23 protein-coding genes are annotated in these 21,321 nt (G+C 66.5%); 15 read left to right on the top strand and 8 right to left on the bottom strand.

Annotation, left to right across the window (positions count from 1 at the left end; translation table 11 throughout):
* The first annotated feature begins 15 nt into the window (after nt 1-15).
* The 3 genes from WG901_RS22680 to WG901_RS22670 all read left to right on the top strand — a co-directional run bounded on the left by WG901_RS22680 (nt 16) and on the right by WG901_RS22670 (nt 2,164).
* Nucleotides 16-822: a hypothetical protein gene (locus WG901_RS22680; protein ID WP_339589415.1), complete on the top strand. Its 807-nt coding sequence runs from the start codon at nt 16-18 to the stop codon at nt 820-822.
* A gap of 132 nt (nt 823-954) precedes the next feature.
* Nucleotides 955-1,275: a hypothetical protein gene (locus WG901_RS22675; RefSeq protein ID WP_339589414.1), complete on the top strand. Its 321-nt coding sequence runs from the start codon at nt 955-957 to the stop codon at nt 1,273-1,275.
* 76 nt (nt 1,276-1,351) lie between these two features.
* Nucleotides 1,352-2,164 carry a hypothetical protein gene (locus WG901_RS22670; RefSeq protein WP_339589413.1) on the top strand — a complete coding sequence of 271 codons (813 nt, stop codon included), beginning with the start codon at nt 1,352-1,354 and terminating at the stop codon, nt 2,162-2,164.
* Nucleotides 2,165-3,017: 853 nt separating this feature from the next.
* Here WG901_RS22670 and WG901_RS22665 read toward each other — a convergent pair.
* Entirely contained in the window at nt 3,018-3,878 is an 861-nt protein-coding gene (locus tag WG901_RS22665) for a sugar phosphate isomerase/epimerase family protein (RefSeq protein ID WP_339589412.1), read from the bottom strand.
* A 91-nt stretch (nt 3,879-3,969) separates the two neighbouring features.
* On the opposite strand from WG901_RS22665, the gene WG901_RS22660 reads away from it, so the two are divergent.
* From WG901_RS22660 to WG901_RS22625, 8 genes are all read left to right on the top strand, one after another.
* The gene (locus WG901_RS22660; protein ID WP_339589411.1) at nt 3,970-4,689 is read left to right on the top strand and encodes a CoA transferase subunit A; all 720 of its coding nucleotides are present in this window, start codon (nt 3,970-3,972) and stop codon (nt 4,687-4,689) included.
* A 14-nt stretch (nt 4,690-4,703) separates the two neighbouring features.
* Nucleotides 4,704-5,339: a 3-oxoacid CoA-transferase subunit B gene (locus WG901_RS22655; protein WP_339589446.1), complete on the top strand. Its 636-nt coding sequence runs from the start codon at nt 4,704-4,706 to the stop codon at nt 5,337-5,339.
* Nucleotides 5,340-5,354: 15 nt separating this feature from the next.
* A complete protein-coding gene (locus WG901_RS22650) occupies nt 5,355-6,041 on the top strand; it encodes a glutathione S-transferase family protein (RefSeq protein WP_339589410.1) in 687 nt (228 codons plus the stop codon).
* Between the two features lie 80 nt (nt 6,042-6,121).
* A complete protein-coding gene (locus WG901_RS22645) occupies nt 6,122-6,667 on the top strand; it encodes a glutathione peroxidase (RefSeq protein ID WP_339589409.1) in 546 nt (181 codons plus the stop codon).
* Nucleotides 6,668-6,933: 266 nt separating this feature from the next.
* The gene (locus WG901_RS22640) at nt 6,934-7,140 is read left to right on the top strand and encodes a cold-shock protein (protein WP_339589408.1); all 207 of its coding nucleotides are present in this window, start codon (nt 6,934-6,936) and stop codon (nt 7,138-7,140) included.
* A 69-nt stretch (nt 7,141-7,209) separates the two neighbouring features.
* Nucleotides 7,210-7,542, top strand: coding sequence for a DUF6481 family protein (locus WG901_RS22635; protein WP_339589407.1), 333 nt, complete (start codon nt 7,210-7,212; stop codon nt 7,540-7,542).
* Between the two features lie 202 nt (nt 7,543-7,744).
* On the top strand, nt 7,745-7,954 hold the full coding sequence (locus tag WG901_RS22630; protein WP_339589406.1) for a hypothetical protein: 210 nt from the start codon (nt 7,745-7,747) through the stop codon (nt 7,952-7,954).
* A 67-nt stretch (nt 7,955-8,021) separates the two neighbouring features.
* Entirely contained in the window at nt 8,022-8,423 is a 402-nt protein-coding gene (locus WG901_RS22625) for a metallopeptidase family protein (RefSeq protein ID WP_339589405.1), read from the top strand.
* A gap of 21 nt (nt 8,424-8,444) precedes the next feature.
* Here the strand turns inward: WG901_RS22625 and metK are convergent, their stop codons facing one another.
* A complete protein-coding gene (metK, locus tag WG901_RS22620) occupies nt 8,445-9,656 on the bottom strand; it encodes a methionine adenosyltransferase (RefSeq protein ID WP_339589404.1) in 1,212 nt (403 codons plus the stop codon).
* A gap of 42 nt (nt 9,657-9,698) precedes the next feature.
* Nucleotides 9,699-11,306 (bottom strand): apolipoprotein N-acyltransferase, encoded by a 1,608-nt coding sequence (lnt, locus tag WG901_RS22615; RefSeq protein ID WP_339589403.1) that lies wholly within the window; start codon nt 11,304-11,306, stop codon nt 9,699-9,701.
* 108 nt (nt 11,307-11,414) lie between these two features.
* Between lnt and WG901_RS22610 the strand changes: the two genes are divergently transcribed.
* Nucleotides 11,415-12,119 carry an SOUL family heme-binding protein gene (locus WG901_RS22610; RefSeq protein WP_339589402.1) on the top strand — a complete coding sequence of 235 codons (705 nt, stop codon included), beginning with the start codon at nt 11,415-11,417 and terminating at the stop codon, nt 12,117-12,119.
* A gap of 48 nt (nt 12,120-12,167) precedes the next feature.
* Here WG901_RS22610 and WG901_RS22605 read toward each other — a convergent pair whose 3' ends face one another.
* From WG901_RS22605 to hisS, 4 genes are all read right to left on the bottom strand, one after another.
* Complete coding sequence (locus WG901_RS22605) at nt 12,168-13,049, bottom strand: DUF4167 domain-containing protein (protein ID WP_339589401.1); 882 nt, start codon at nt 13,047-13,049, stop codon at nt 12,168-12,170.
* Between the two features lie 240 nt (nt 13,050-13,289).
* Nucleotides 13,290-14,123 (bottom strand): peptide chain release factor N(5)-glutamine methyltransferase, encoded by an 834-nt coding sequence (gene prmC, locus WG901_RS22600; protein ID WP_339589400.1) that lies wholly within the window; start codon nt 14,121-14,123, stop codon nt 13,290-13,292.
* A complete protein-coding gene (prfA, locus tag WG901_RS22595) occupies nt 14,120-15,190 on the bottom strand; it encodes a peptide chain release factor 1 (RefSeq protein WP_339589399.1) in 1,071 nt (356 codons plus the stop codon). Before prfA ends, prmC begins: the two co-directional genes overlap by 4 nt.
* Nucleotides 15,187-16,443, bottom strand: coding sequence for a histidine--tRNA ligase (hisS, locus tag WG901_RS22590; protein ID WP_339589398.1), 1,257 nt, complete (start codon nt 16,441-16,443; stop codon nt 15,187-15,189). The genes prfA and hisS overlap by 4 nt, the downstream gene beginning before the upstream one ends.
* A 148-nt stretch (nt 16,444-16,591) precedes the next feature.
* On the opposite strand from hisS, the gene WG901_RS22585 reads away from it, so the two are divergent.
* The 3 genes from WG901_RS22585 to ppa all read left to right on the top strand — a co-directional run bounded on the left by WG901_RS22585 (nt 16,592) and on the right by ppa (nt 19,838).
* Nucleotides 16,592-18,553, top strand: a complete 1,962-nt coding sequence (locus tag WG901_RS22585; protein WP_339589397.1) for a M61 family metallopeptidase — start codon at nt 16,592-16,594, stop codon at nt 18,551-18,553.
* Nucleotides 18,550-19,209, top strand: coding sequence for a DUF1345 domain-containing protein (locus tag WG901_RS22580; protein ID WP_339589396.1), 660 nt, complete (start codon nt 18,550-18,552; stop codon nt 19,207-19,209). The genes WG901_RS22585 and WG901_RS22580 overlap by 4 nt, the downstream gene beginning before the upstream one ends.
* Before the next feature lie 89 nt (nt 19,210-19,298).
* Nucleotides 19,299-19,838, top strand: a complete 540-nt coding sequence (gene ppa / locus WG901_RS22575; RefSeq protein ID WP_339589395.1) for an inorganic diphosphatase — start codon at nt 19,299-19,301, stop codon at nt 19,836-19,838.
* A gap of 51 nt (nt 19,839-19,889) precedes the next feature.
* Here the strand turns inward: ppa and WG901_RS22570 are convergent, their stop codons facing one another.
* Nucleotides 19,890-21,236, bottom strand: a complete 1,347-nt coding sequence (locus tag WG901_RS22570; RefSeq protein ID WP_339589394.1) for a TldD/PmbA family protein — start codon at nt 21,234-21,236, stop codon at nt 19,890-19,892.
* Between the last annotated feature and the right edge of the window lie 85 nt (nt 21,237-21,321).

The raw sequence follows: 21,321 nt of genomic DNA, 5'->3' as shown, positions 1-21,321 counted from the left end.
GAGGAGCCGAAGCGATTGGCGCCGAAGCCCGAAGTGCTTAGGGAACTGTATCTGCTATCGGGCAATAATTGTGCGATGCCGGATTGCGATGGCCTGATTATCGACAGCAGGGGCGTCGTGCTCGGTCATGTCTGTCACATTGAGGCGGCAATGCCCGACGGCGCTCGCTTCAACGGTGATATGACGAACGAGCAACGCCGAGCGGGCGCCAACCTCGTCCTGATGTGCAGTGGACATCACGCGCAGATCGACAGCAAGCAGTACGAGAAGGAATATGATTTTGAGAGGGTCCGAAGGATCAAGCGCGGCCACGAGGCCCGCTTTAAGGGTGTTGGAGATTCCCTCCGACAATCCTTCCGCACCGTCTATTCGGACGCGACCGACCGCCTCAGCCCGACCGGCTCCGGCCTATGCAAACGCTTGGAGCAGGTCCTCCCAGACTGTGTCGTCGATGAGGATGACGCGAAGACCCGCGCCACACAGTTGGGGGCATATGTCGAGCGGATGCGCAAGGTGCCCGAGCCGGAGCGCGACTTCATGTTGGTCGTTATCCGTCGGGCCGCGAAGCTAGGCGGCGCGAACTCCGTCCTCGTGCATGTCGACGACGTGAAAAATGCGCTCGGCGTCCCGGTCACGCGGATGAAAAGCCTTGGTGAGGCGATGGAACGTCACGGCGTAGGCGACATCGACCTCTACTCGACGAACGGGGAGGACGAGCCGCACGTCTGCGTCCGCGCCCATCCGAGTATGTCACGTGGTTCGACATCGTCGGATTCTGTGACAAGTCTGGCGCGGCGCTGGAGGATTTCGTCATCCGGCTGAAATTCGGACTGCTCGATTAACCTGCCCAACTGAAGGCTTGGGCGGCCCCCTATCGCGGCGGAAAGGGTCTTGCCAGCGATGCCGAACGGCGCACAGCATCGGACGTCGGACGGGCAGGAGAGGAGATCGTCGATGCTGTCGAGCGCATGGCCAGCGGCCTGGGCTTTCGCCGCCAAAGGGCTCGCGCTGGTCGTCGGGCTCGTCGCGGCCCTCGTCGGCTGGCGTGCCGCGCATCTCTGGCTGCAAGCGAGCCGGATAGCCATGCCGCCGATCGACCCGCCGCTCGCCTCGATCGATGACGCGCCGGAGCTCCATATCCTGTCTTATTCGGTGCAGCTTAACGCGACCGCCGAGGCGATGCGGCAATCGGGCGCGCTCAATGCGAAGGCAGCGCGCTGGACGTCGGTCGCCGCCCTTCTAACGGGGATCGCGGCGATCATCGCTGCCTTGTGACCCCGCTTTTGCCGATGCACCCCGGTTGCCGACCCGGCTCTCGCCAACAAGGTGCCGCGTCGCTAGCAGCATGACCATGACGACCAAGACCCGCGACGATTTCACAGAATCCACACGCCGCGCGCTCGCGATCCGGGCCGCGCACCATTGCAGCAACCCGCGTTGCCTGAAGCTGACCGCAGGACCGCATTCGGACAGTGCAAAGGGCCTGCAGACCGGCCATGCCGCCCATATCTGCGCGGCATCACCCGGCGGGCCACGCTACGACAAGGATCAGACGCCCGCACAGCGCCGTGCGGCCGCGAACGGGATCTGGATGTGTCGCGAGTGCGGGGTGATCGTCGACACCGATCCGGCCGCCTACACCGTCCTCCAACTGCGCCAGATGAAGGCCGACCATGAGGCTATGATCGGCGAGATCCGGACCGAGGGTTGGTCCAGCAGCATCGAACTCCTTCGGAGCGGACGGGCCGATCCCGCATTCGCCCAGCGGATCATCGCGCTGTTTGAGGATCGGAGTGTTTTCTGGGCGGCGTTCGATGCCGAGTTTCCAGATCGAGTGCGCCGCTCGCTGGATGGCCTTCGCCGTGACCTGACGGCGCTCCGCGGCAAGCGCGTCGCGGGCTCGCCGCTCGACCAGGTCCTCGTCGCACTCGGCAGGACGATCCGGCACTTTTTCGGCGCGGTCACACGCTTCGACATGGATACGCTTCGCTGCGACGGCAACGATCCCGAATGGCTCGCCTTCGAGTCAGCGTTACGGACGCTGCGAAAGGCGATCGGCTTCCAGTTGGCGACGCTCGGCAGTTCCTATGGGATCCCGCTCCAGGGCGAGTTCGCCGAATATCAGGCTGCGCTGGCGAAAGGCGAAAAGTCACCCGCCGCCTAAAAGCCGTTGGAAAAAATGGCCAACGATCCAGCCGAACCCTGGACCAGCAGGGCGGTATCGCAGCGTGGACCTTCGTTGCGGGAGGACGTGATAGGCTTTGGCCTCGATCCATTCATAGCAAGCGCCAACCTACTCAAGTCGTGTGCGAATACGCTCCCTGCCCTTAATGGGACGTGCGGATCCTGAAGATGAGGCCCCCTTGAGCCTCGGGACAGACAGGGCTTTCCGCCGTCATTCATTTGCAGAAAATACTGGGCACCGCTATTGAATGGCGGAGAATTGCCTCAAGCCTCCAGCGCAAGTCCGCCATCGCTCAGGCACTGGAACAAGTGGGGCGCCTGCCGCTTCGCCGTCTTTCGAGCTTCACCCGCCAGGCTGAAGGGCGTGTACATGGTCGTCATCGCCATTATTTGCGAGGATACCCAAGACCGGTCAGCCTTTTAAAGGCCAGTGCTCGTCATATCGAGCCGCAGAGGCGATTGAACGGGAAAGACCCGTTCTGACAGAAGCTGTCGCTCGCGAAGACCTTCGGGAACGGCAGAAATGTCCCACGACCTGTCGAGGCTTCGATTTTGGTCCGGCGGCCATGTCGGCTTAGCATGCGATGACAACTCGCAGCGATGCAGAGAATTCATTATCCTGTTCGGTGATTCGGAGGTTGGCATACGCGAAATTAGGACTCGCACACCTTGCACTTTTTGAGTTGGGGGCCGATCTGGGGGCGGAGCAAAAACGGACTGCCAACTTTTTATAATAATTTCAATTAGAAGCGTCGATCATTTCGATGACCCTAAGCGGCACCATTCCCCCCACATCGCCGGAACGCATCGATGGCTTCCGGTGATCCTGTGGGTCAGGACCAAAGTTTCCGGGCCGCCTCGACGCAGCGCCTTGTCCTCTCGCGGGCGCCCAAGCCCTGCTCGGCCAGCGAGCGCAGCGGGATCTCCAGGCTGACGGTGACATTTTCGGGTACGAGCGCCAGGAATTCGCGCAGTGGCAGTTCGCCCTGGCCGGGGATCATGCGCTCGAACATCGCTTCCTCGATGTAGCTGTCGAAGCGCGGCGTCCAGGGGGCGTCGGCGAGCTGGACGTAACCGATGAGCGCGGGATCGAGCGCGGCGAGGTCCGCCAGCGTGTTGCCCAGGCGAAAGAAATGCATCGAGTCGATCAGCAGCGAGAAATTCGCGGCATTGACGACACGGGCGATCTCGAGCGCCGGTGCCGTGCGGTCGAGCGGGCCGAGCGAGCCCATCTCGGCACTGACCGCGAGCTCCCGTTTGGCCGCCAGTTCGGCGAGCGCGGCGAAGCCGTCAATCGCCTGTGCCATGTCCTTGCCCAGGCTCACGACGTTGATGCGATCACAGCCGAGCTCGGCGACGCGGTCGAGATCGGCAGCGAAGTCGCGGGGGTCGCGGTCCGGCATCACGGCGAAACCCTCGACGATGCCGATCGCGACGCCGCGATCGCGGCAGGCGGCGATCGTCTCGCGGCGCAAAGCGGGATCGTCGCGCAACGACCAGTCGGGGTGACCGTCGGGATTGTATCTCGGCGTTGGCGAGAGGCCGATGCCGACCGAGGTGCAACCGAGATCGGCCGCGAGAGTCACGAATTCGACCGGCGGCATGCCGAACACGCCGAGTCTATCGATGCCTAGCGGTTTCATCGCGGCTCCTCCGTCCGCGGCGATAGTCCGCGTGGCTTCCGCAGTGGTCAATTGCGAAAACCGGGAGGTCCATGCTGGCTTCGCAATTGCGACAGGGCCGGGCATCCGCTAACCGGCTCGCTCCTGCCCCGGAGGAGGCTGCATGAACAAGCTCTATCCCACGGCCGAAGCGGCGCTCGACGGCCTGCTGCGCGACGGTCTTCTGGTCGCCTGCGGCGGCTTCGGCCTTTGCGGCATTCCCGAGCGCCTGCTCGACGCGGTGCGCGACAGCGGGGTCAAGGACCTGACCTTCGCCTCGAACAATGCCGGCATCGACAACGAGGGTATCGGCAAGCTGCTGCGCACGCGCCAGGTCCGCAAGATGATCGCCAGCTACGTCGGCGAGAACAAGGAATTCGAGCGGCAGTACCTGGCTGGCGAGCTCGAGGTCGAGTTCTGCCCGCAGGGCACCCTGGCAGAGCGCATGCGGGCGGGTGGTGCGGGCATCCCGGGCTTCTACACCAAGACCGGCGTCGGCACGCTCGTCGCCGAAGGCAAGGAGGTGAAGGTCTTCGAGGGCGCTAGTGGACCAGAGGAGTACATCCTCGAGCGCGGCATCTTCGCCGACCTGTCGCTGGTCAAGGCCTGGAAGGCCGACGAGACCGGCAACGTGATCTTCCGCAAGACGGCGCGCAATTTCAACGTGCCCGCCGCGACCTGCGGCAAGGTCTGCGTCGTCGAGGTCGAGGAAGTGGTGCCCGCGGGCGCGCTCGATCCCGATGCGATCCATCTGCCGGGCGTCTTCGTCCAGCGGCTGATCGTCGGCAGCCCTTACGACAAGAAGATCGAATTCCGCACGGTTCGCGAAAGGGAGACCGCCTGATGCCCCAAGACGCTATTGGGTGGACCCGCGACGAGATGGCCGCGCGCGCCGCGCGCGAGCTGCAGGATGGCTTCTACGTCAACCTTGGCATCGGCATCCCGACCTTGGTGGCGAACCATGTCCCCGAGGGTGTGACCGTGACCCTGCAGAGCGAGAACGGCATGCTCGGCATCGGCCCGTTCCCCTGGGCCGGCGAGGAAGATCCCGACCTGATCAATGCCGGCAAGCAGACGATCAGCGAGGTCGCGCATTCGGCCTTTTTCGACAGCGCGACCTCGTTCGGCATGATCCGCGGCGGCCATATCGATCTCGCCGTGCTCGGCGGCATGGAAGTGGCCGAGAACGGCGACCTCGCCAACTGGATGGTCCCGGGCAAGATGATCAAGGGCATGGGCGGGGCGATGGACCTCGTCGCCGGGGTCAAGAAGATCATCGTCGTCATGGAGCACAACGCCAAGGACGGCTCGGCCAAGTTCATCCCGGCCTGCACCCTGCCGCTGACGGGCCGGAACGTGGTCGACATGATCATCACCGATCTCGCCGTGTTCCAGCGCGCCGATCACGCCTCGCCGTTCCGGCTGATCGAACTCGCGCCGGGGATCGCTCCGGCCGAGGTTCGCGAGAAGACGACCGCGCACTATCTCGATTGAGGGAGCCCGCCTGCGATGGCCTATACGCTGATCACGGCCAACCGGAACTATTCGAGTTGGTCGCTCCGGCCCTGGCTGCTGATGAAGGCGCTGGGCGTGCCCTTCGCCGATCGTATCGAGCCCTTCACCCAGGCGAGCAATTGGGAAGCGTTTCGCGCCTTCTCGCCGACGGGCCAGGTACCCGTCCTGCTCGATGACGATCGGACCGTCTGGGACTCGCTGGGCATCGTGCTTTACCTTGCCGACCGCCATGACGGCGTGTTCCCCGCCGATCCCGCCGCGCGCAGCTTCGCCCAATGCGCGGTTACGGAGATGCACGGCGGCTTTTCGGCGCTGCGCAACGATTGCACGATGAACGTCGGCGTGCGCGTTCGGCCGCGGCCGATGCGGCCGCAGCTGCTGCGCGAGATCGCGCGCCTGCGCGAGCTGTTCGAGCATGGCCTCGCGCGCTTCGGCGGCCCCTGGCTGGCGGGATCGCATTTTTCGGCGATCGACGCCTTCTTCGCCCCGGTCGCTTTCCGTATTCGCACCTATGGCCTCGACGTTGGTCAGGGGCAGGCCTGGGTCGATGCGGTGCTCGCCCACCCGGCCATGCGCCAGTGGGAAGCCGAGGCCCTGGCCGAGACCTGGCGCGAGGCCGAGCACGAGGCCGAACTGGCCGCGGCCGGGGAAGTCATCGAGGACTTTCGCGCGCATCCCTGACACGGCCGGGCCCGACCGTCTTGCCCAGGTAACTTGCTGCGCGCATAGATCGCGCGACACGATTCCTGGGAGAACCGATCATGGCCGATATTTCCGCAATTCCGCTCAGCCGCATCGACGGCAAGGCCGACACGCTCGGCGCACACGAGGGCAATGTCCTGCTCGTGGTCAACGTCGCCTCGAAGTGCGGCCTGACCCCGCAATACGAAGGGCTCGAGAAACTCTACGCGCAGTACAAGGACCAGGGCTTCGAGGTCCTCGGTTTCCCCGCCAACGATTTTGGCGCGCAGGAGCCGGGCACCAACGAAGAGATCGTCGAGTTCTGCTCCGCAAACTACGGCGTGTCCTTCCCGCTGTTCACGAAGGCCGACGTGACCGGCGAGAACAAGCAGCCGCTCTACCAGGCGCTGACCGCCGCCGTGCCGACCAAGCAGGGCGACGTCGACGGCATGAAGGAGCGCTTCCGCGGCTACGGCATGAACCCGAACGACGATCCCGAAGTGCTGTGGAACTTCGAGAAGTTCCTGATCGGCAAGGACGGCTCGGTCGCGGCTCGTTTCGCGCCGGCGATGACCCCCGACGATCCCGCTCTGGTCGGGGCGATCGAGGCCGAACTCGCGAAGTAATCGCGGCGCGCCCGCGCGCAACATGACCTTTGGCCGCAAGGCCCTGACGCCTCCCGATCGATTGCGATCGGGAGGCGTTTTCGTTGCGGTGTCGATTTTGTGCCATAGTTGTGGAAAAGTATGCTAAAGCCACAGCGCTGACGTCGCCTTCGACGGATAAATAGGCCCGCTGCGGCATCTCCCTTATCCCAAAATAGCTTCACGACGCCGGGATCTGCGAATTGTTCGCGGATGCCCGTCAATTCATTGGGAATAAGGATACCCATATGACTACCGGAACCGTTAAATTCTTCAACGAAACCAAGGGCTATGGCTTTATCGCGCCTGAAGGCGGCGGCACCGATGCCTTCGTTCACATTTCGGCCGTGGAAGCCGCGGGCATGCGCACGCTGCAGCAGGAGCAGCGCGTTTCCTACGATCTGGAAACCGATAAGCGCGGCAAGACTTCGGCCGTGAACCTGAAGGCTGTGTGACGCGAAGGGCGAAGCGTCTTCGGACGCTCCGCCCCGATCGCCCGGCGATCAGGAAGTAGAGAAGACCAAATGCAAGGTTACAAGGAACCCGGGTTTCAGGAGCGGGCGGCTGCCGCCCGACAGGCCCGGAACACGGCACTGGCGGGACTGCGCGCGAAGCCCCCGGTCGACGAGGCGGCTCTGATGCAGAGCCAGGCCCGCCGTCTGGCGAAGGAAGCCGCCGCCGCCGAAAAGCGGATCGCGGCGCGTGCATCGCGCGAACAGGCGCGTCTCGATAAGCAGGAAAGCGTGAGACTGGCAGCCGAAGCGGCTGCGGCCGCGCAGCCCAAGGTGCTTACCGAAGCCGAACGCAAGGCCGCACGCGATGCGCGTTACGCCGCGCGCAAGAGCCGCAAGGCGTGAGGGCGGCTCTGGCCCTGCTCCCGTCGCTCGGTGAGGCAATCGTCCGGAATCGCCGCCCGCGGACCGACAGCATCCGGCCTGCCGCAGGTCTGCTGACGCGCGAACAACTACGACGGATCGTCGCCGACCTCATCGGCTGAATTCGTTCCGGCGCGGGGATCTCACGGTCCCCGCGCATCACTCGAGCAACAAGGAAAAACCCATGTCCCGCACCACGCTGAAACCGTTCCTGATCAACAAGGACGACGAGGGCAATTTTCGCCTGACGGTGCGCGACACGCGCTACAATTCGCAGGGTTATCCGATCGTCACCGCCAAGCTGCAGGACGAGAGCTTCAAGACCGCAGCCGCGGCCAAGGCCTTCGCGCGAACGAATTTCCAAGCCAAGGACGGCGAATACGCCACCAAGTAACGGGCGCGCGTCGCGAGGCGGCTTAGGTAGACTGGCGGAGCGATCCCCGGCTGCCCATATGGATGAGATGCCTCATCGCACGCTCGCTTCGCCCGACACCGCCACTTTCGAACGCCTGGCGCGCGATGCGCTCGACCGCCTGCCCGACCCTTTTCGCGAGCATCTCGGTGACATCGTCATCCGCATCGAGGAATTCGCCGACGACGAGACGCTTGATGCCCTGGGTATCGACAGCGAGTGGGAGCTCACGGGGCTCTACCACGGCCGCCCCGTGGGCGAGCAATCGGTTTGGATGACGGGCGACATGCCGCCCACGGTCACGCTCTATCGCCAGCCGCTGCTGGCCGAATGGCAGGAGACCGGCGTCGACCTCGGTGACCTGATCAACCACGTCGTCGTCCACGAGATCGGCCACCATTTCGGCCTGTCCGACGACGACATGCACAGGCTGGAAGACGACGCGCCCTGAGGCGTGTCGTCGCTATCGGCTTCAGCCCACCGCGGCCTTGAGCTTGTCGACCAGATCGGTCTTTTCCCAAGGAAAGAAGTCGCCTTCGGCCTTGCGGCCGAAGTGGCCGTAGGCGGCGGTCTTCTGGTAGATCGGCTTGTTGAGGCCCAGGTGCGTGCGGATCGCGCGCGGGGTCAGGCCGCCCAGTGCGTCGATGCTCATGATCGCCGCCTCGATCTTGTCGTCGCCGACGGTGCCCGTACCGTGGGTGTCGACATAGAGCGACAGCGGCTTCGACACGCCGATGGCATAGGCCAACTGGATCGTGCAGCGCTGCGCGAGCTTGGCGGCGACGATGTTCTTGGCCAGGTAGCGCGTGATATAGGCGGCCGAGCGATCGACCTTGGTCGGGTCCTTGCCCGAGAAGGCGCCGCCGCCATGCGGGGCCGCGCCACCGTAGGTATCGACGATGATCTTGCGGCCGGTCAGCCCGGCGTCGCCGTCGGGACCGCCGATTTCGAAGCTGCCGGTCGGGTTGATGTGATAGACGGTCTCGGCCGACAGCAGCGCCGCGGGCAGAATATCGGCGATGACGCTCTTCACATAGGAATGAAGCTCGGCTTCCTTCTCGCCCGCGTCATAGCCCTTGCCGTGCTGGGTCGAGACGACGATCGCAGTGCAGGCGACGGGCGTGCTGCCTTCGTAGCGCAGCGTGACCTGGCTTTTGGCGTCGGGCTCAAGGAACGGCGCGGCGCCCGAGTGGCGATCGGCAGCCATACGCTCGAGGATCTTGTGGCTGTAATACAGCGTCGCCGGCATCAGGTCCGGGGTGTCGTCCGCGGCATAGCCGAACATGATCCCCTGGTCGCCGGCGCCTTCGTCCTTGTTGCCCGAAGAATCGACGCCCTGAGCGATATGCGCGGACTGCGGGTGCAGGTTGTTCTCGAAACGCAGTGTCTGCCAGTGGAACCCGTCCTGCTCATAGCCGATGCGCTTCACGGTATCGCGCACCACCTTCTCGACCTCGTCTTTGACGCCGGGAGCCCAGTTGCCTTCGGTATCCATGATGCCCTTGCCGCGGATTTCACCCGCCAGCACCACGAGCTGCGTCGTCGTCAGCGTCTCGCAGGCGATGCGTGCCTCGGGGTCCTTCGACAGGAACAGATCGACGATAGCGTCGGAGATCTGGTCGGAAACCTTGTCGGGATGGCCTTCGGAAACGCTTTCGGAGGTGAAGAGGTAATCGCTGCGCATGGGTAGGATTCCGATATAAAGAATTCTTTATGTGGCTTCCCTCTACCGCCTGGCGCGCTTCAAGGCAATCACCGACAGGACAAGTAGAAATACGGCCCATGCAAGCGGAAGCATGTTGCCCAGTCGGGCGAAGAGCGTCGGCGCATCGGCCGGCGGAACCAGTCCGTCGAGGCGACGTGCGACGTAGCTCGGGACATGCTGGCGGACGATACCGTCGGCGTCGATAACGGCGCTGATGCCCGTGGTCGTCGCGCGCAGCACGGGCAAGCCTTCCTCGATGGCGCGCATCCGTGCCTGGGCCAGGTGCTGCGGCGGTCCCCAGGTGCCGAACCAGCCGTCGTTCGTGGGGTTGAAGATATAGTCGGGCCGGTGCGCGCGATCAGCGACTTCGCCCGAGAAGACGATCTCGTAGCAGAGCTGCATGCCGGCCTTGCCCCAAGGGCCGAAATCGAGCGTGCGCGCACCGGGGCCGGGCAGGAAGTCGAGCGTGCCCGCGACCAGCCGCGACGCGCCGAGCGGTTCGAGCAGCCAGCGCATCGGCAGGTACTCGCCATAGGGCACGAGGTGCGCCTTGGCATAGGATCCGCGGATCGTGCCGCGTTCGTCGATCGCGGTGATGACATTGCGCGCGGCCACGGCCCGGCGACCCTCGAACTCGAGATCGATCGCGCCGGTCAGCAGCAGGCTGCCGGGGCCGATCACGCGGCCGATGCGCCTGCGCGCCTGACCCGCGTCGGCCATATAGGTGGTCTCGCGGTAGAGGTGCGGCGGATAGCCGTCGCGCAGATAGTCGGGCACGCCCGACTCCGGCCAGAGCACCAGGCGGCGGGCGCCGCGCCGCTCGGGTACGGTGTAGCTCGCGGTCTTGAGGAACTGATCCTCCCATTGCCGCGGGTCGTTGAGATCTTCCTGGCGCACGTCGGGCTGGACGAGCGTGAAGGGCAGGGTGCCGCGCGCCTGGCCAAGATCGGCGCGCGGCATTTCCATGGCGAGCGTCACGACCAGTGCGACGGCTATCGCCGGCGCCCAGACGTGCAGGCGGCGTTCAGGGCCGGCGTACCGCGCCATGGCCGGCCAGGTGCGGATCATGCCCGCAAAGATCACGACGAGCCCCGACAGCCCGTAAGTGCCGGTCCAACGCGCGAGCCCGGCGAGGCCCGGCGTGTCGAACGAGCCCAGCAGCACCATCGACAGCGGGTTCCAGGCGAAGCCGGTGAAGACCCAGGCGCGCAGCCATTCGGTGACGATCCAGCAGGCGGCGAGGCCGGGCAGGAGCGCGGCTTCGCTGCGTCGCGCCAGTAACCAGGCGCCGAGCACCGCCAGCAGCGGGTAGACAGCTAGGTAGAGCGAGAGCAGGACCACCGCGATGCCGCCGAGCCAGGCCGGCATGTTGGCCTGATAGGTGAAGGCCGTCGCGATCCAGTTGTTGCCGAGGCTGAAATGCGCGACCCCGAAAAACCAGCCGATCAGCGCCGCATCCTTGGCCGTTCGCGCGCGCGCGGTGAGCTCGATGAGTCCGGCAAAGGCCAGCAAGGTCAGCGGCCATAGCGCGAGCGGCTGGAAGCCGCAGGCGGCGAGCGCGCCGAGCAGCAGCGCGGTCCAGCGCGGGCGGGCCAGAAAAGGGGCGGTCAGGCGGGAGAGCTGCGGCATCGTCGCGGGTTTGTGGCGGCTCGCCGCTTTCTGCGCAAGCGCTGGAACAGGCGCCGAGGGGCCGCATTTTCCCAGGGTAGGAAAACCGCATCCCGGGAGAACTCACTGATGGCTCTAACGGCCCACCTGCCGCACCGTCGGCATTCGCTTTCGCTCGACTCTTTGCGCTCGTCCGCGTCCGGCCGTCGCTCGCCCAGGCGCCTGGCGGGCGAACTTGCGCTCGGTGCCGCCGGCCTCGCGCTCAGCGGCTTCGCGCTCTATTTCCTCAAGGAACGCAGCCAGGAAGAGGCCGAACACAAGGTGGTCGAGCGCGACGGCGCGTTCAGCCTGCGGCGTTACGCGCGCCTGACTATCGCCGAAGTGCGCCGTACCGGCACGCTCGCCGAGGCCATGGATGCCGGCTTCGAGCCGCTCTATGCCTATATCTCGGCAAAGCCCGAGGCGCGCCAGCCGGGTGCGGACAAGGCCGGGATCGCCATGACGGTACCGGTCACGGTCGCTCCGGGAGGCACTTCGGCAGATTGGGCGATCCGTTTCGTCATGCCGCGTGCCTGGAGCCGGAGCAGCCTGCCCGAGCCGGCCAAGGACGTGACGCTGACCGACCTGCCGCCACGCACGATCGCCGCGCTGCGCTTCTCGGGACGCGGCACCGATGAGGACCTCTTGGCGCGCAAGCGTGCCGAGCTGCTGGAAAAGGTTCAGAAGCGCGGCTTGCACACCTTGGGCGAGCCAGAGTTCGCGGCCTACAACGCGCCGATCGTCCCGGGCGCGCTACGGCGAAACGAATGGTGGGTGGAAGTTCAGGCCAAGTAGAACCGGGTCAAATGAAAAAGCCCTCTCCGCGGGAGAGGGCTTTTCCTATCAGCTGACGGTTTCGAGCGTCTCGCCGGCATCGCCGGCGGGCGGCTTGGGCTTGCGCGTGCGGCGGCGAGGCTTGGCCTCTTCCTCAGCAACGGCGGTTTCGGCTTCAGGCGCTTCTTCGCGACCGGCCGAAATGGCCGGCGGCAGCACGCTCGCGTCGAAAGTCGGCGCTGCGTTTTCGGCATCGCTGTCGGCGCGTTCGCGGCGCGGGCGGCGCTCCTCACGACCTTCGCGACGCGGCTTCAGGCCACGCGTCGAACGACCCTCGCGGACGAAGGGGTTCTCCGCCGGCTCGTAAGGCGAGCGCGAAGCTTCGTCGCCACCCGTATCTTCGGCCGTCTCGGCCGCAGGCGCTTCCGGCTCGCGTTCGACCCGTTCGGCGCGATCGTCCCGACGCTGCGGGCGATCTTCACGCTGGGGCCGATCATCCCGTTGCGGGCGATCTTCACGCTGGGGCCGATCATCCCGTTGCGCGCGATCCTCACGCTGCGGACGATCTTCGCGTTCGCGACGATGCGGCTGGTCGTAGGCCGTGTAGTCGTCAGAACCGTATTCGGAGGCGAAATCGCCGTCCTCGCGGTCCGCTTCGGCGCCACCTTCCTGCCACCGTTCGTCGCGCGGACGCCGTTGTTCTTCCTGTCGTACCCGCTGGTCGGCGATCACGCGGAAATAGTGGTCGGCGAACTGAAGATAGTATTCCTCGGTGACACGATCGCCGTTGAGATGCGCGTCGTGAGCGAGTTTACGATACTTCTCGAGAAGCTGCGGCGCATTGCCACGCGCGCGACTATCGATGCGGTTGAGCTGCTGCCCACCGCCCTGACGATTGTTGTTATTGTTACCCCGGCCGCGCCGGCGGTTATTCCCACGATTATTGTTCAAGGGTGATCTTCCTCAAAGCCCCTGGCCACTTCCGGCAAACATCCCGGACGGCATGACGCACGCCACTAAAGCCACGGATCGCATTGGGACCCGTGGTCCCGACATCTGCGCTTGGCGAACGGTTCCTGACCGCAAGCCCTATGCAAATGTAGGAGTTGAACCGGCCGGATGGGAAGCGTGCATCCATCCGCTGGTCACAAGGGGAGATAAGCATCGCGCGGGCAAATGCCAAGCGGAATTTTATTGCTGTTGCGAAAGTTCGACTACGCGCGGTCGCCCGCCGAGATCGCGGTGCAGGCGGTGCGCGAAACCGGCTTCGGCGGCGATCGCGGCGACCGCCTCGGCCTGGGTCGCGCCGATCTCGAGCACGGCCACGCCGCCGGGCGTGAGCAGCGCCGGCAGCTGGGGGATCAGCACGCGATAGGCGTCGAGCCCTTCGGGTCCGGCGAAAAGCGCGCCGTGCGGTTCGTGCGCGTGGACCGAGGGCGCCAAGGGTGCCGCATCCTCGACATAGGGTGGATTGGCGAGGATCAGATCAAACGCCCCGCCGAGTGGTTCGATCCAATCCGGCTGGTCCCAGTCGGCGGCGATCATCCGCGCGCGGTCGGCCAGATGCAGTCGCTCGGCATTGCCCTGGGCCATGGCCAGCGCCTCGGACGATCGATCGATGCCGACGCCCTGTGCCAGGGGCAGGCGGTGCAGCACGGTCAGCAGCAGTGCGCCCGAGCCGGTCCCGCAATCGAGCACGCGCCCGGCATCGGGCCGCGCCGCCAGCGCCGCCTCGACCACGACCTCGCTGTCTCCGCGCGGGATCAGCACGGCAGGGGAGACGCGGAATTCGAGCCCGAAGAACTCCTGATGGCCCAGAATATAGGCGATCGGTTCGTGTCCGCGCCGCCGTTCGAGCAACGCGGCGAAGCTGGCGGGAGCGACGTCGCCTGTGTGACGTAGCAGCAGGTCGGACCGCGACACACCGAGCGCTTCGGCCATCAGCAGTTCGGCATCGAGACGGGGGGTGTCGCTGGTTTCCTCAAGCACCGTCGCGGCGGTGCGCAACGCTTCGTTGATTGTCACGAATCCATCGCGGCCAGGCGCTTGGCCTGGTCCTCGGCGATCAGCGCGTCGATCAGCTCGACGAGCCCCGGGCCTTCGAGGATCTCGGGCAGGCGGTGCAGGGTCAGGTTGATGCGGTGGTCGGTCACGCGGCCCTGCGGAAAATTGTAGGTGCGGATGCGTTCGGACCGGTCGCCCGAACCGACCATGGCCTTACGCGCCTCGGCCTCGGCGCCCTGAACCTCGGCACGGCGCAGGTCGTAGAGGCGCGTGCGCAGAACCTGCATCGCCTTGTCCTTGTTCTTGTGCTGGCTGCGCTGGTCCTGCTGGATGACGACGAGACCCGTGGGCAGGTGCGTCAGCCGCACTGCCGAATCGGTGGTGTTGACGTGCTGGCCGCCCGCGCCCGAGGCGCGGTAGATGTCGATCTTGAGATCGCCCGGATCGATCTGGACGTCGACCTCGTCGGGCTCGGGCAGGACCGCGACGGTCGCGGCCGAAGTGTGAATGCGCCCGCCGCTCTCGGTCACGGGCACGCGCTGGACGCGATGCACGCCGCTCTCGAACTTGAGCTTCGCGAAGACGCCGGTGCCCGCGATGTTGGCGACGACTTCCTTGAACCCGCCGAGCTCGTTGGCGTTGGCCGAGACCATCTCGATCTTCCAGCCCTGCTCCGCCGCATAGCGCTCGTACATGCGATAGAGGTCGGCGGCGAACAGTGCGGCCTCGTCGCCACCAGTGCCCGCGCGGATTTCGAGCATGGCCGGGCGCGCGTCTGCCGAATCGCGCGGCAGCATGGCGATCGAGAGCTTGTGCTCGGCCTCGGGCAACTCGGCCTTGAGGCTGGCGATCTCCTCCTCGGCGAGCGCGCGCATTTCGGGATCGGTCTCGCCCAGCGCCTGCAGGCTGGTCAGTTCCTCGCGCATCGACACGACCGCGCGCGCGGCTTTGGCCACGGGCTCGAGCTCGGCATAGTCGCGGCTCGCGGCGACGAATTCGGCGCCCTCGAGCGTGCCCGAGGCGAGCCGCGCCTCGATCTCGGCGTGGCGCGCGGCGATCTGGGCAAGGCGGGCGTCGGAAACGCTCACGCAGAACCCGTCAGATAGGCGTCGTAGACGCTCTGGATGCCGGCCGTGTTCGCATGAGCTTCGGTGAGCAGCTTGAGCGCGCGCGACGGCGCTCCGTCGCGCAGGTCGAGCGAGACGATCGCCGCGGGTTCCAGCTTGCGTGCGCGGTCGAAGCGCTTCTTCGGGCTGCCCGTCGTCACGAGTTCGGCGGCGATGCCGTTGCGGCGATAGAGCGTGACCAGCTTCAGCGCCTCGGTCTCGAAGTCGCGGTGTTCGGCGACGACGACGACGTCTGGCTTGGCTTCCGTCACGCCCGTCGCATCAGCCACCAGCATCGCCAGCCGCTCGATCCCCGCGGCCCAGCCGACCGCCGGCGTGTGCGGTCCGCCCAGCGCCTCGATCAGGCCGTCGTAGCGGCCGCCGCCGAGTACGGTGCCCTGTGCGCCGAGCCGGTCGGTGACGAATTCGAAGGCCGTGTGGCGGTAGTAGTCGAGCCCGCGCACCAGCGCCGGCGCGCGCGTCCAGGCGACGCCGGCGGCGTCGAGGCCCGCGGTGACCGCGCCGAAGAAGTCCTGCGCCTCGGCCGAGAGATAGTCATCGATCTTCGGCGCGTCGGCGGTGAAAGCCTTGTCCGCGGGATCCTTGGAATCGAGGATGCGCAGCGGGTTGAGCTCGAGCCGCTTCTGGCTGTCCTCGGACAGGTTCGCTGCGTGGCTGCGGAAATAGTCGATCAGTGCCAGTCGCCAGGCCTCGCGGCTCGGTGCGTCGCCGAGCGTGTTGAGCTGCAGGGTGACGCCATCGGCGATGCCGAGTTCCTTGAGCAGCTGGTCGGCCATGGCGAGCAGCTCGACGTCGGTCTGCGGCTCGGCCGCGCCGATGATCTCGGCATCGATCTGGTGGAACTGGCGATAGCGGCCCTTCTGCGGCCGCTCGTAGCGGAACAGCGGGCCGTGCGTCGCGAGCTTGAGCGGCGCGTGCTGCTGCCAGCCGTTGGTCAGGAAGGCGCGCGCCAGACCCGCGGTGAATTCGGGGCGCAGGGTCAGCGATTCGCCGCCGCGGTCCTCGAACGAATACATCTCCTTCGAGACCACGTCGGTGGTTTCGCCGAGCGAGCGCGAGAACACCGCGGTCTTTTCGAAGACGGGCATTTCGGCGCGGCGGAAGCGGTAGAGCTTGCGCACCCGCTCGAAGGTCTCGACGACGCGTGCGAAAGCTTCGGCTTCGGCGCCGAAAATGTCCTGGGTGCCGCGAATGGCCTGTGGCGTATTGCTCATTGGCGCGCGCTTAGCCCCATTTTTCGCGGCAGGAAAGCGTGGCGGGTTCGCATGGCGGGACGGTGGGCAACACTTTGTAACCGGGTGAAGCGTGCCCTGCGCGGGGTCGCGGTTGCGGATATGCGCACTTGCCGCCATGAATGTCAGCATGAGAGGTCTGATACCTGCCGCCGCGCTGATCGCGGCCCTTCCGCTTACCCTTTCCGCCCCCGCCCCCGCCCAGGCCCAAGGCGCGACATCGGCCGGTCCGATCGCCCAACCGATCGTGCGCGCCGTGCCCGATGCGGTCGACGTAGCCTATCCGGGCGGGACGATCCGGCTCGACATCGACGCCAGCGATACCCAGCGCGGCGCCTATCGCGTGACCGAAACGATCCCGCTGGCCGCGGGCACGCGCAAGATCACGCTGCTGCTGCCGCAGTGGCTGCCGGGCAACCACGGTCCGCGCGGGCCGCTGGCCGAGCTTGCCGATCTGCGCTTCACCGTCGACGGCAAGCCCGTCGCCTGGCGGCGCGATCCGGTCGAGGTCTATGCCTTCCATGTCGAACTGCCCGAAGGCGCGAAGGAACTAGTGGTGAAGTTCGTCCACACCTCGCCGCTGCAGACTTCCGAGGGGCGGATCACGGTGACGCAGGAGATGCTCAATCTTCAGTGGGAGAAGATGAGCCTCTATCCGGCCGGGCACTATGTCCGCCGCATCCGCGTCAAGCCGAACGTGGTGCTGCCCAAAGGCTGGACCGCCGCGACCGCGCTCGACGGCCAGGCCGTGTCCGGCGACACCGTTCGCTGGGCCGAGACCGACTACGAGACGCTCGTCGATTCGCCGCTCTTCGCGGGCCAGCATTTCCGCAAGTGGGATCTCGGCCACAAGGTCACGCTCAACACGATCGCCGACGAGCCCGAACTGCTCGCGATCGCGCCGTCGAACCTCGCGCGGCTGACGGCGATGGTCGACGAGACCCTGGCGACCTTCGGCCGTCCAGCCTTCGATCGCTACGAATTCCTCCTGGCCCTGACCGACCGCATGGGCGGCATCGGCCTCGAGCACTTGCGGTCGAGCGAGAACCAGATGGAGCCGCGCAACTTCATCGACTGGGAAGGCATGGACTGGGACCGCAACGTCCTGCCGCACGAGTTCGCGCACAGCTGGAACGGCAAGTACCGGCGCCCGGCGCGGCTGTGGACGCCAGATTACCGTCAGCCGATGCAGGACGACCTGCTCTGGGTCTACGAAGGCCAGACGCAGTTCTGGGGGCTGGTCCACGCGGCGCGATCGGGTGTGCAGTCGCGCGAGATGGTGCTCGGCATGTTCGCCAGCCAGGCGGGCAACTACGCCGAACAGCCGGGGCGCAAGTGGCGCTCGGTCGAGGACACGACCTTCGATCCGGTCTTCGCCGCGCGCAAGCCCAAGCCCTACGGCACGCTCGCGCGCAGCGAGGACTACTACAACGAAGGCGCGCTGGTCTGGCTCGAGGCCGATCAGATCATCCGCGCGGGCACGAGCGGCCGCAAGGGGCTCGACGACTTCGCGCGGGCCTTCTTCTCCTACAAGGGCGACGGGCCGACCGCGACCTACGAGTTCGCCGACGTCGTCGCGACGCTCGACTCGGTCTATCGCTACGACTGGGCCGGCTTCCTGCGCACCCGCATCGAAGGCACGGGCCTGCCCGCGCCGCTCGCGGGGATCGAGAAGGGCGGCTATCGCCTGGTCTGGCGCGACGAGCCCAACGCTTATGACAAGGCGCGGATGGACGATGCCAAGACTCTGAGCCTGACCTATTCGCTCGGCCTGTCGCTCGATCGCGAGGGCACGGTCACCGCGACGCAGTGGGACGGCCCGGCCTTCAACGCGGGTGTCGTTACGGGCGCGAAGATCGTCGCGGTCAACGGGCGTGCCTATGACCACGACAAGCTCAAGCAGGCGATCACCCAGGCCAAGACCGGATCGCGACCGATCGAACTGCTGATCAAGCGCGGCGACCGCTTCCTGACCATGCCCGTGACCTACAAGGGTGGGCTGCGCTGGCCCTGGCTCGAGCGCGCCTCGGCGCGCGGCACGGCGGCACTGGACAGCTTGCTGGCGCCGCGGAGGGGAACGCCGGACAAGTGACCGTCGCGCGCCGATCGCTGGGCAACCGCGTGGCGCCGGCGCGCTTCATCGGCTTCGTGGTGCTGCTCGTTGCCGGTTTCGTGGCGGTGCGTTGGGGTTTCGGCGACGACTGGCAGGATGCCGCCGCCCTGGCCTTCGACGGCGCGGCGCTGTGCTTCCTCGTCTCGCTCGCGCCGCTGTTGCGCGACAGCCGGGCCGAGTCGATGCGGCGCCATGCGGGGGAGAACGACGCCAACCGGCTGATGGTCCTCGTCATCACCTCGCTGCTCACCGTCGTGGTGATGATCGCGGTCAGCGGCGAACTAAGCCACGTCCGCGGGGGCGATCCTTTCGCCGCGGCGAAGCTCGTGGGCACGCTCGTGCTGATCTGGCTCTTCGCCAATTCGGTCTATGCGCTGCATTACGCCCACGACTTCTACCGGCGCGGCGGGCAGGGCGACGATGCACGCGGGCTGGACTTTCCCGGCACCAAGACCCCGACCTATCCCGACTTCGCCTATTTCGCCTTCACTCTGGGCATGACCTTCCAGACCTCGGACGTGGCGGTCACCGCGCCCAGACTGCGTCAGGTGGTGATCCTGCACAGCTTCGCGGCCTTCGTGTTCAACATTGGCGTGATCGCTTTCACGATCAACGTGCTCGGCGGCAGCGGCTAGACGGTGTTCTAGCAGAAAACCGCGCTTTTGACGCGCCGCACGCAAGGTTGCTGTTGCGGCGCAGCACGGCCCCGGCTAGGTGCCCGGCCATGCGTATCGACCTGATCCCTACGGGCGACAACCCGCCCGAGAGCCTGAACGTCATCATCGAAGTGCCCGTCGGCGGCGAACCCGTGAAATACGAGTTCGACAAGGAATCGGGCGCTCTCTTCGTGGACCGCATCCTGCACACGCCGATGCGCTATCCCGCGAACTACGGCTTCGTGCCGCACACGCTCTCGCCCGACGGCGATCCGCTCGACGCGCTGGTCATCGCGCGCTCGCCCTTCGTACCGGGCTGCGTCGTCCGCGCGCGGCCGATCGCGGTGCTGAACCTCGAAGACGAAGCCGGCGGCGACGAGAAGCTCGTCTGCGTGCCCGACGACAAGACCTTCCCCTATTATTCCGACGTCGCCGAGAAGGACGACCTGCCCGGCATCGTCATGGAGCAGATCGAGCACTTCTTCACGCACTACAAGGATCTCGAGAAGACCAAGTGGGTGCGTATCGGCAAGTGGGGCGGCGCCGATGACGCGCGCCGGGTCACGATCGAGGCGATCGAGCGCTACCAGGCCGAGAAGAAGGCCTGAGTTTACGGTTCCTTCCCCGTCCGTGAACGGATGGGGAGGCCGCCACGACGATCAGTCGCCTGCGATCGTCAGTCCGTCTACGCGGATCGTCGGCACGTTGATCGGGCGGAACCATTCGAGATCGTTGGCCGGCGTCAGCGCCGCGAACATGTCGAGCAGGTTGCCGGCGATGGTGAACTCGGCCACCGGGCCGACACGTTCGCCATTCACGATGCGGAAGCCCGAGGCGCCGCGGCTGTAGTCGCCGGTCACGCCGTTGACGCCGTGGCCGATCAACTCGGTCACATAGACCCCGTCCTTGATGTCCGCCATCAGCGCTTGCGGGCTCGCCGTGCCCGCGGCGAGGTGCAGATTGCTGACCGAGGCGCCCGGCGCGCCGCCGTGCCCGCGCGAGGCGTGGCCGGTCGGTGTCAGGCCGAGCTGGCGCGCCGAGGCGCTTTCGAGCAGCCAGGTGGTGATCCGGCCGCCTTCGACGAGCGCGCGGCGGCTGGTCGCCAGGCCTTCGCCGTCGAACGGACGCGAGCGCAGTCCGCGCACCAGATGCGGGTCCTCGATCACGCTGATGCCGCTGTCGAACAACTGCTCGCCGAGCCGTTCGAGCAGGAAGCTCGACCGCCGCGCGATCGACGAACCGGCCATCGCGCCGATCAGATGGCCGATCAGCGTGCCGCCGACGCGCGGATCGAACACCACGGGCATCGCGCCGCTCTTGAGCTTGCCCGGATTGAGCCGTGCCACCGCGCGCTCGCCAGCGATCGCGCCGATTTCCTGCGGGCTTGGCAGGTCGGCGGCGTGGCGCGCCGAGCGCCAGCCGTAGTCGCGCTGCATGTTCGCGCCTTCGCCCGCGACCACGCTGGCCGAGAGCCCGCGGCTGGTCGTGCTATAGGAGCCGGCGAAGCCGTGACTCGTGGCGAGCGCGAAGAGGCCGCGGCCGGCGCTGGCGCCGCCACCTTCGGAATTGGTAACGCCGGGCACCGCACGCGCAGCGTCCTCGGCCGCCTCGGCGATCGCGCGCAGGCTCGGCGGGCTGGGCTCCTCGCTGTCCTCGAGATCGAGCGCGGGGAAGGGGCCGCGCGTCAGCAGCTCTTCGGGGGCGAGCCCGGCATAGGGATCTTCGGGCGCCGCCCGGGCCATGGCGACCGCGCGCGCGGCCAGTTCGTCGAGCGCGGCATCGCCCATGTCGCTCGAGCCGATCGAGGCAGAGCGCGTGCCACTGAATACACGCAGACCGATATGCTCGCTTTCGGAGCGCTCGACGTCTTCGAGCTTGCCGAGGCGGACCTGGATGCTCTCGGAAGCGTCGGCAGAATAGACCGCGTCGGCGGCGTCGGCGCCGGCCTTGCGCGCCCGTTCGATCAGCGCCAGCGCGCGTTCCTGGGCGGCTTCGAGGCTGAGCATTCGGCACTCCTTCAAACGCTTACGACGCGCTGGTGAAGGGGCGGCTCTAGTCCTCGCAGGCGGGAAGGGCAACGTCCGGCGTCAT

The sequence above is a fragment of the Novosphingobium anseongense genome (assembly GCF_037482895.1).
In the GTDB taxonomy this organism is placed as follows: Bacteria; Pseudomonadota; Alphaproteobacteria; order Sphingomonadales; family Sphingomonadaceae; genus Novosphingobium; species Novosphingobium anseongense.
Note: the sequence above shows the minus strand (reverse complement) of the source record. Positions and strands in the feature narration are given on the sequence as shown.

Excerpts from the sequence above, each read along its gene's own strand:
- WG901_RS22675 (WP_339589414.1), top strand. The coding sequence starts at position 955 with ATGCTGTCGAGCGCATGGCCAGCGGCCTGGGCTTTCGCCGCCAAAGGG.
- WG901_RS22670 (WP_339589413.1), top strand. The coding sequence starts at position 1,352 with ATGACGACCAAGACCCGCGACGATTTCACAGAATCCACACGCCGCGCG.
- WG901_RS22660 (WP_339589411.1), top strand. The coding sequence starts at position 3,970 with ATGAACAAGCTCTATCCCACGGCCGAAGCGGCGCTCGACGGCCTGCTG.
- WG901_RS22650 (WP_339589410.1), top strand. The coding sequence starts at position 5,355 with ATGGCCTATACGCTGATCACGGCCAACCGGAACTATTCGAGTTGGTCG.
- WG901_RS22645 (WP_339589409.1), top strand. The coding sequence starts at position 6,122 with ATGGCCGATATTTCCGCAATTCCGCTCAGCCGCATCGACGGCAAGGCC.
- WG901_RS22640 (WP_339589408.1), top strand. The coding sequence starts at position 6,934 with ATGACTACCGGAACCGTTAAATTCTTCAACGAAACCAAGGGCTATGGC.
- WG901_RS22635 (WP_339589407.1), top strand. The coding sequence starts at position 7,210 with ATGCAAGGTTACAAGGAACCCGGGTTTCAGGAGCGGGCGGCTGCCGCC.
- WG901_RS22630 (WP_339589406.1), top strand. The coding sequence starts at position 7,745 with ATGTCCCGCACCACGCTGAAACCGTTCCTGATCAACAAGGACGACGAG.
- WG901_RS22625 (WP_339589405.1), top strand. The coding sequence starts at position 8,022 with ATGCCTCATCGCACGCTCGCTTCGCCCGACACCGCCACTTTCGAACGC.
- metK (WP_339589404.1), bottom strand. The coding sequence starts at position 9,656 with ATGCGCAGCGATTACCTCTTCACCTCCGAAAGCGTTTCCGAAGGCCAT.
- lnt (WP_339589403.1), bottom strand. The coding sequence starts at position 11,306 with ATGCCGCAGCTCTCCCGCCTGACCGCCCCTTTTCTGGCCCGCCCGCGC.
- WG901_RS22610 (WP_339589402.1), top strand. The coding sequence starts at position 11,415 with ATGGCTCTAACGGCCCACCTGCCGCACCGTCGGCATTCGCTTTCGCTC.
- hisS (WP_339589398.1), bottom strand. The coding sequence starts at position 16,443 with ATGAGCAATACGCCACAGGCCATTCGCGGCACCCAGGACATTTTCGGC.
- WG901_RS22585 (WP_339589397.1), top strand. The coding sequence starts at position 16,592 with ATGAGAGGTCTGATACCTGCCGCCGCGCTGATCGCGGCCCTTCCGCTT.
- ppa (WP_339589395.1), top strand. The coding sequence starts at position 19,299 with ATGCGTATCGACCTGATCCCTACGGGCGACAACCCGCCCGAGAGCCTG.
- WG901_RS22570 (WP_339589394.1), bottom strand. The coding sequence starts at position 21,236 with ATGCTCAGCCTCGAAGCCGCCCAGGAACGCGCGCTGGCGCTGATCGAA.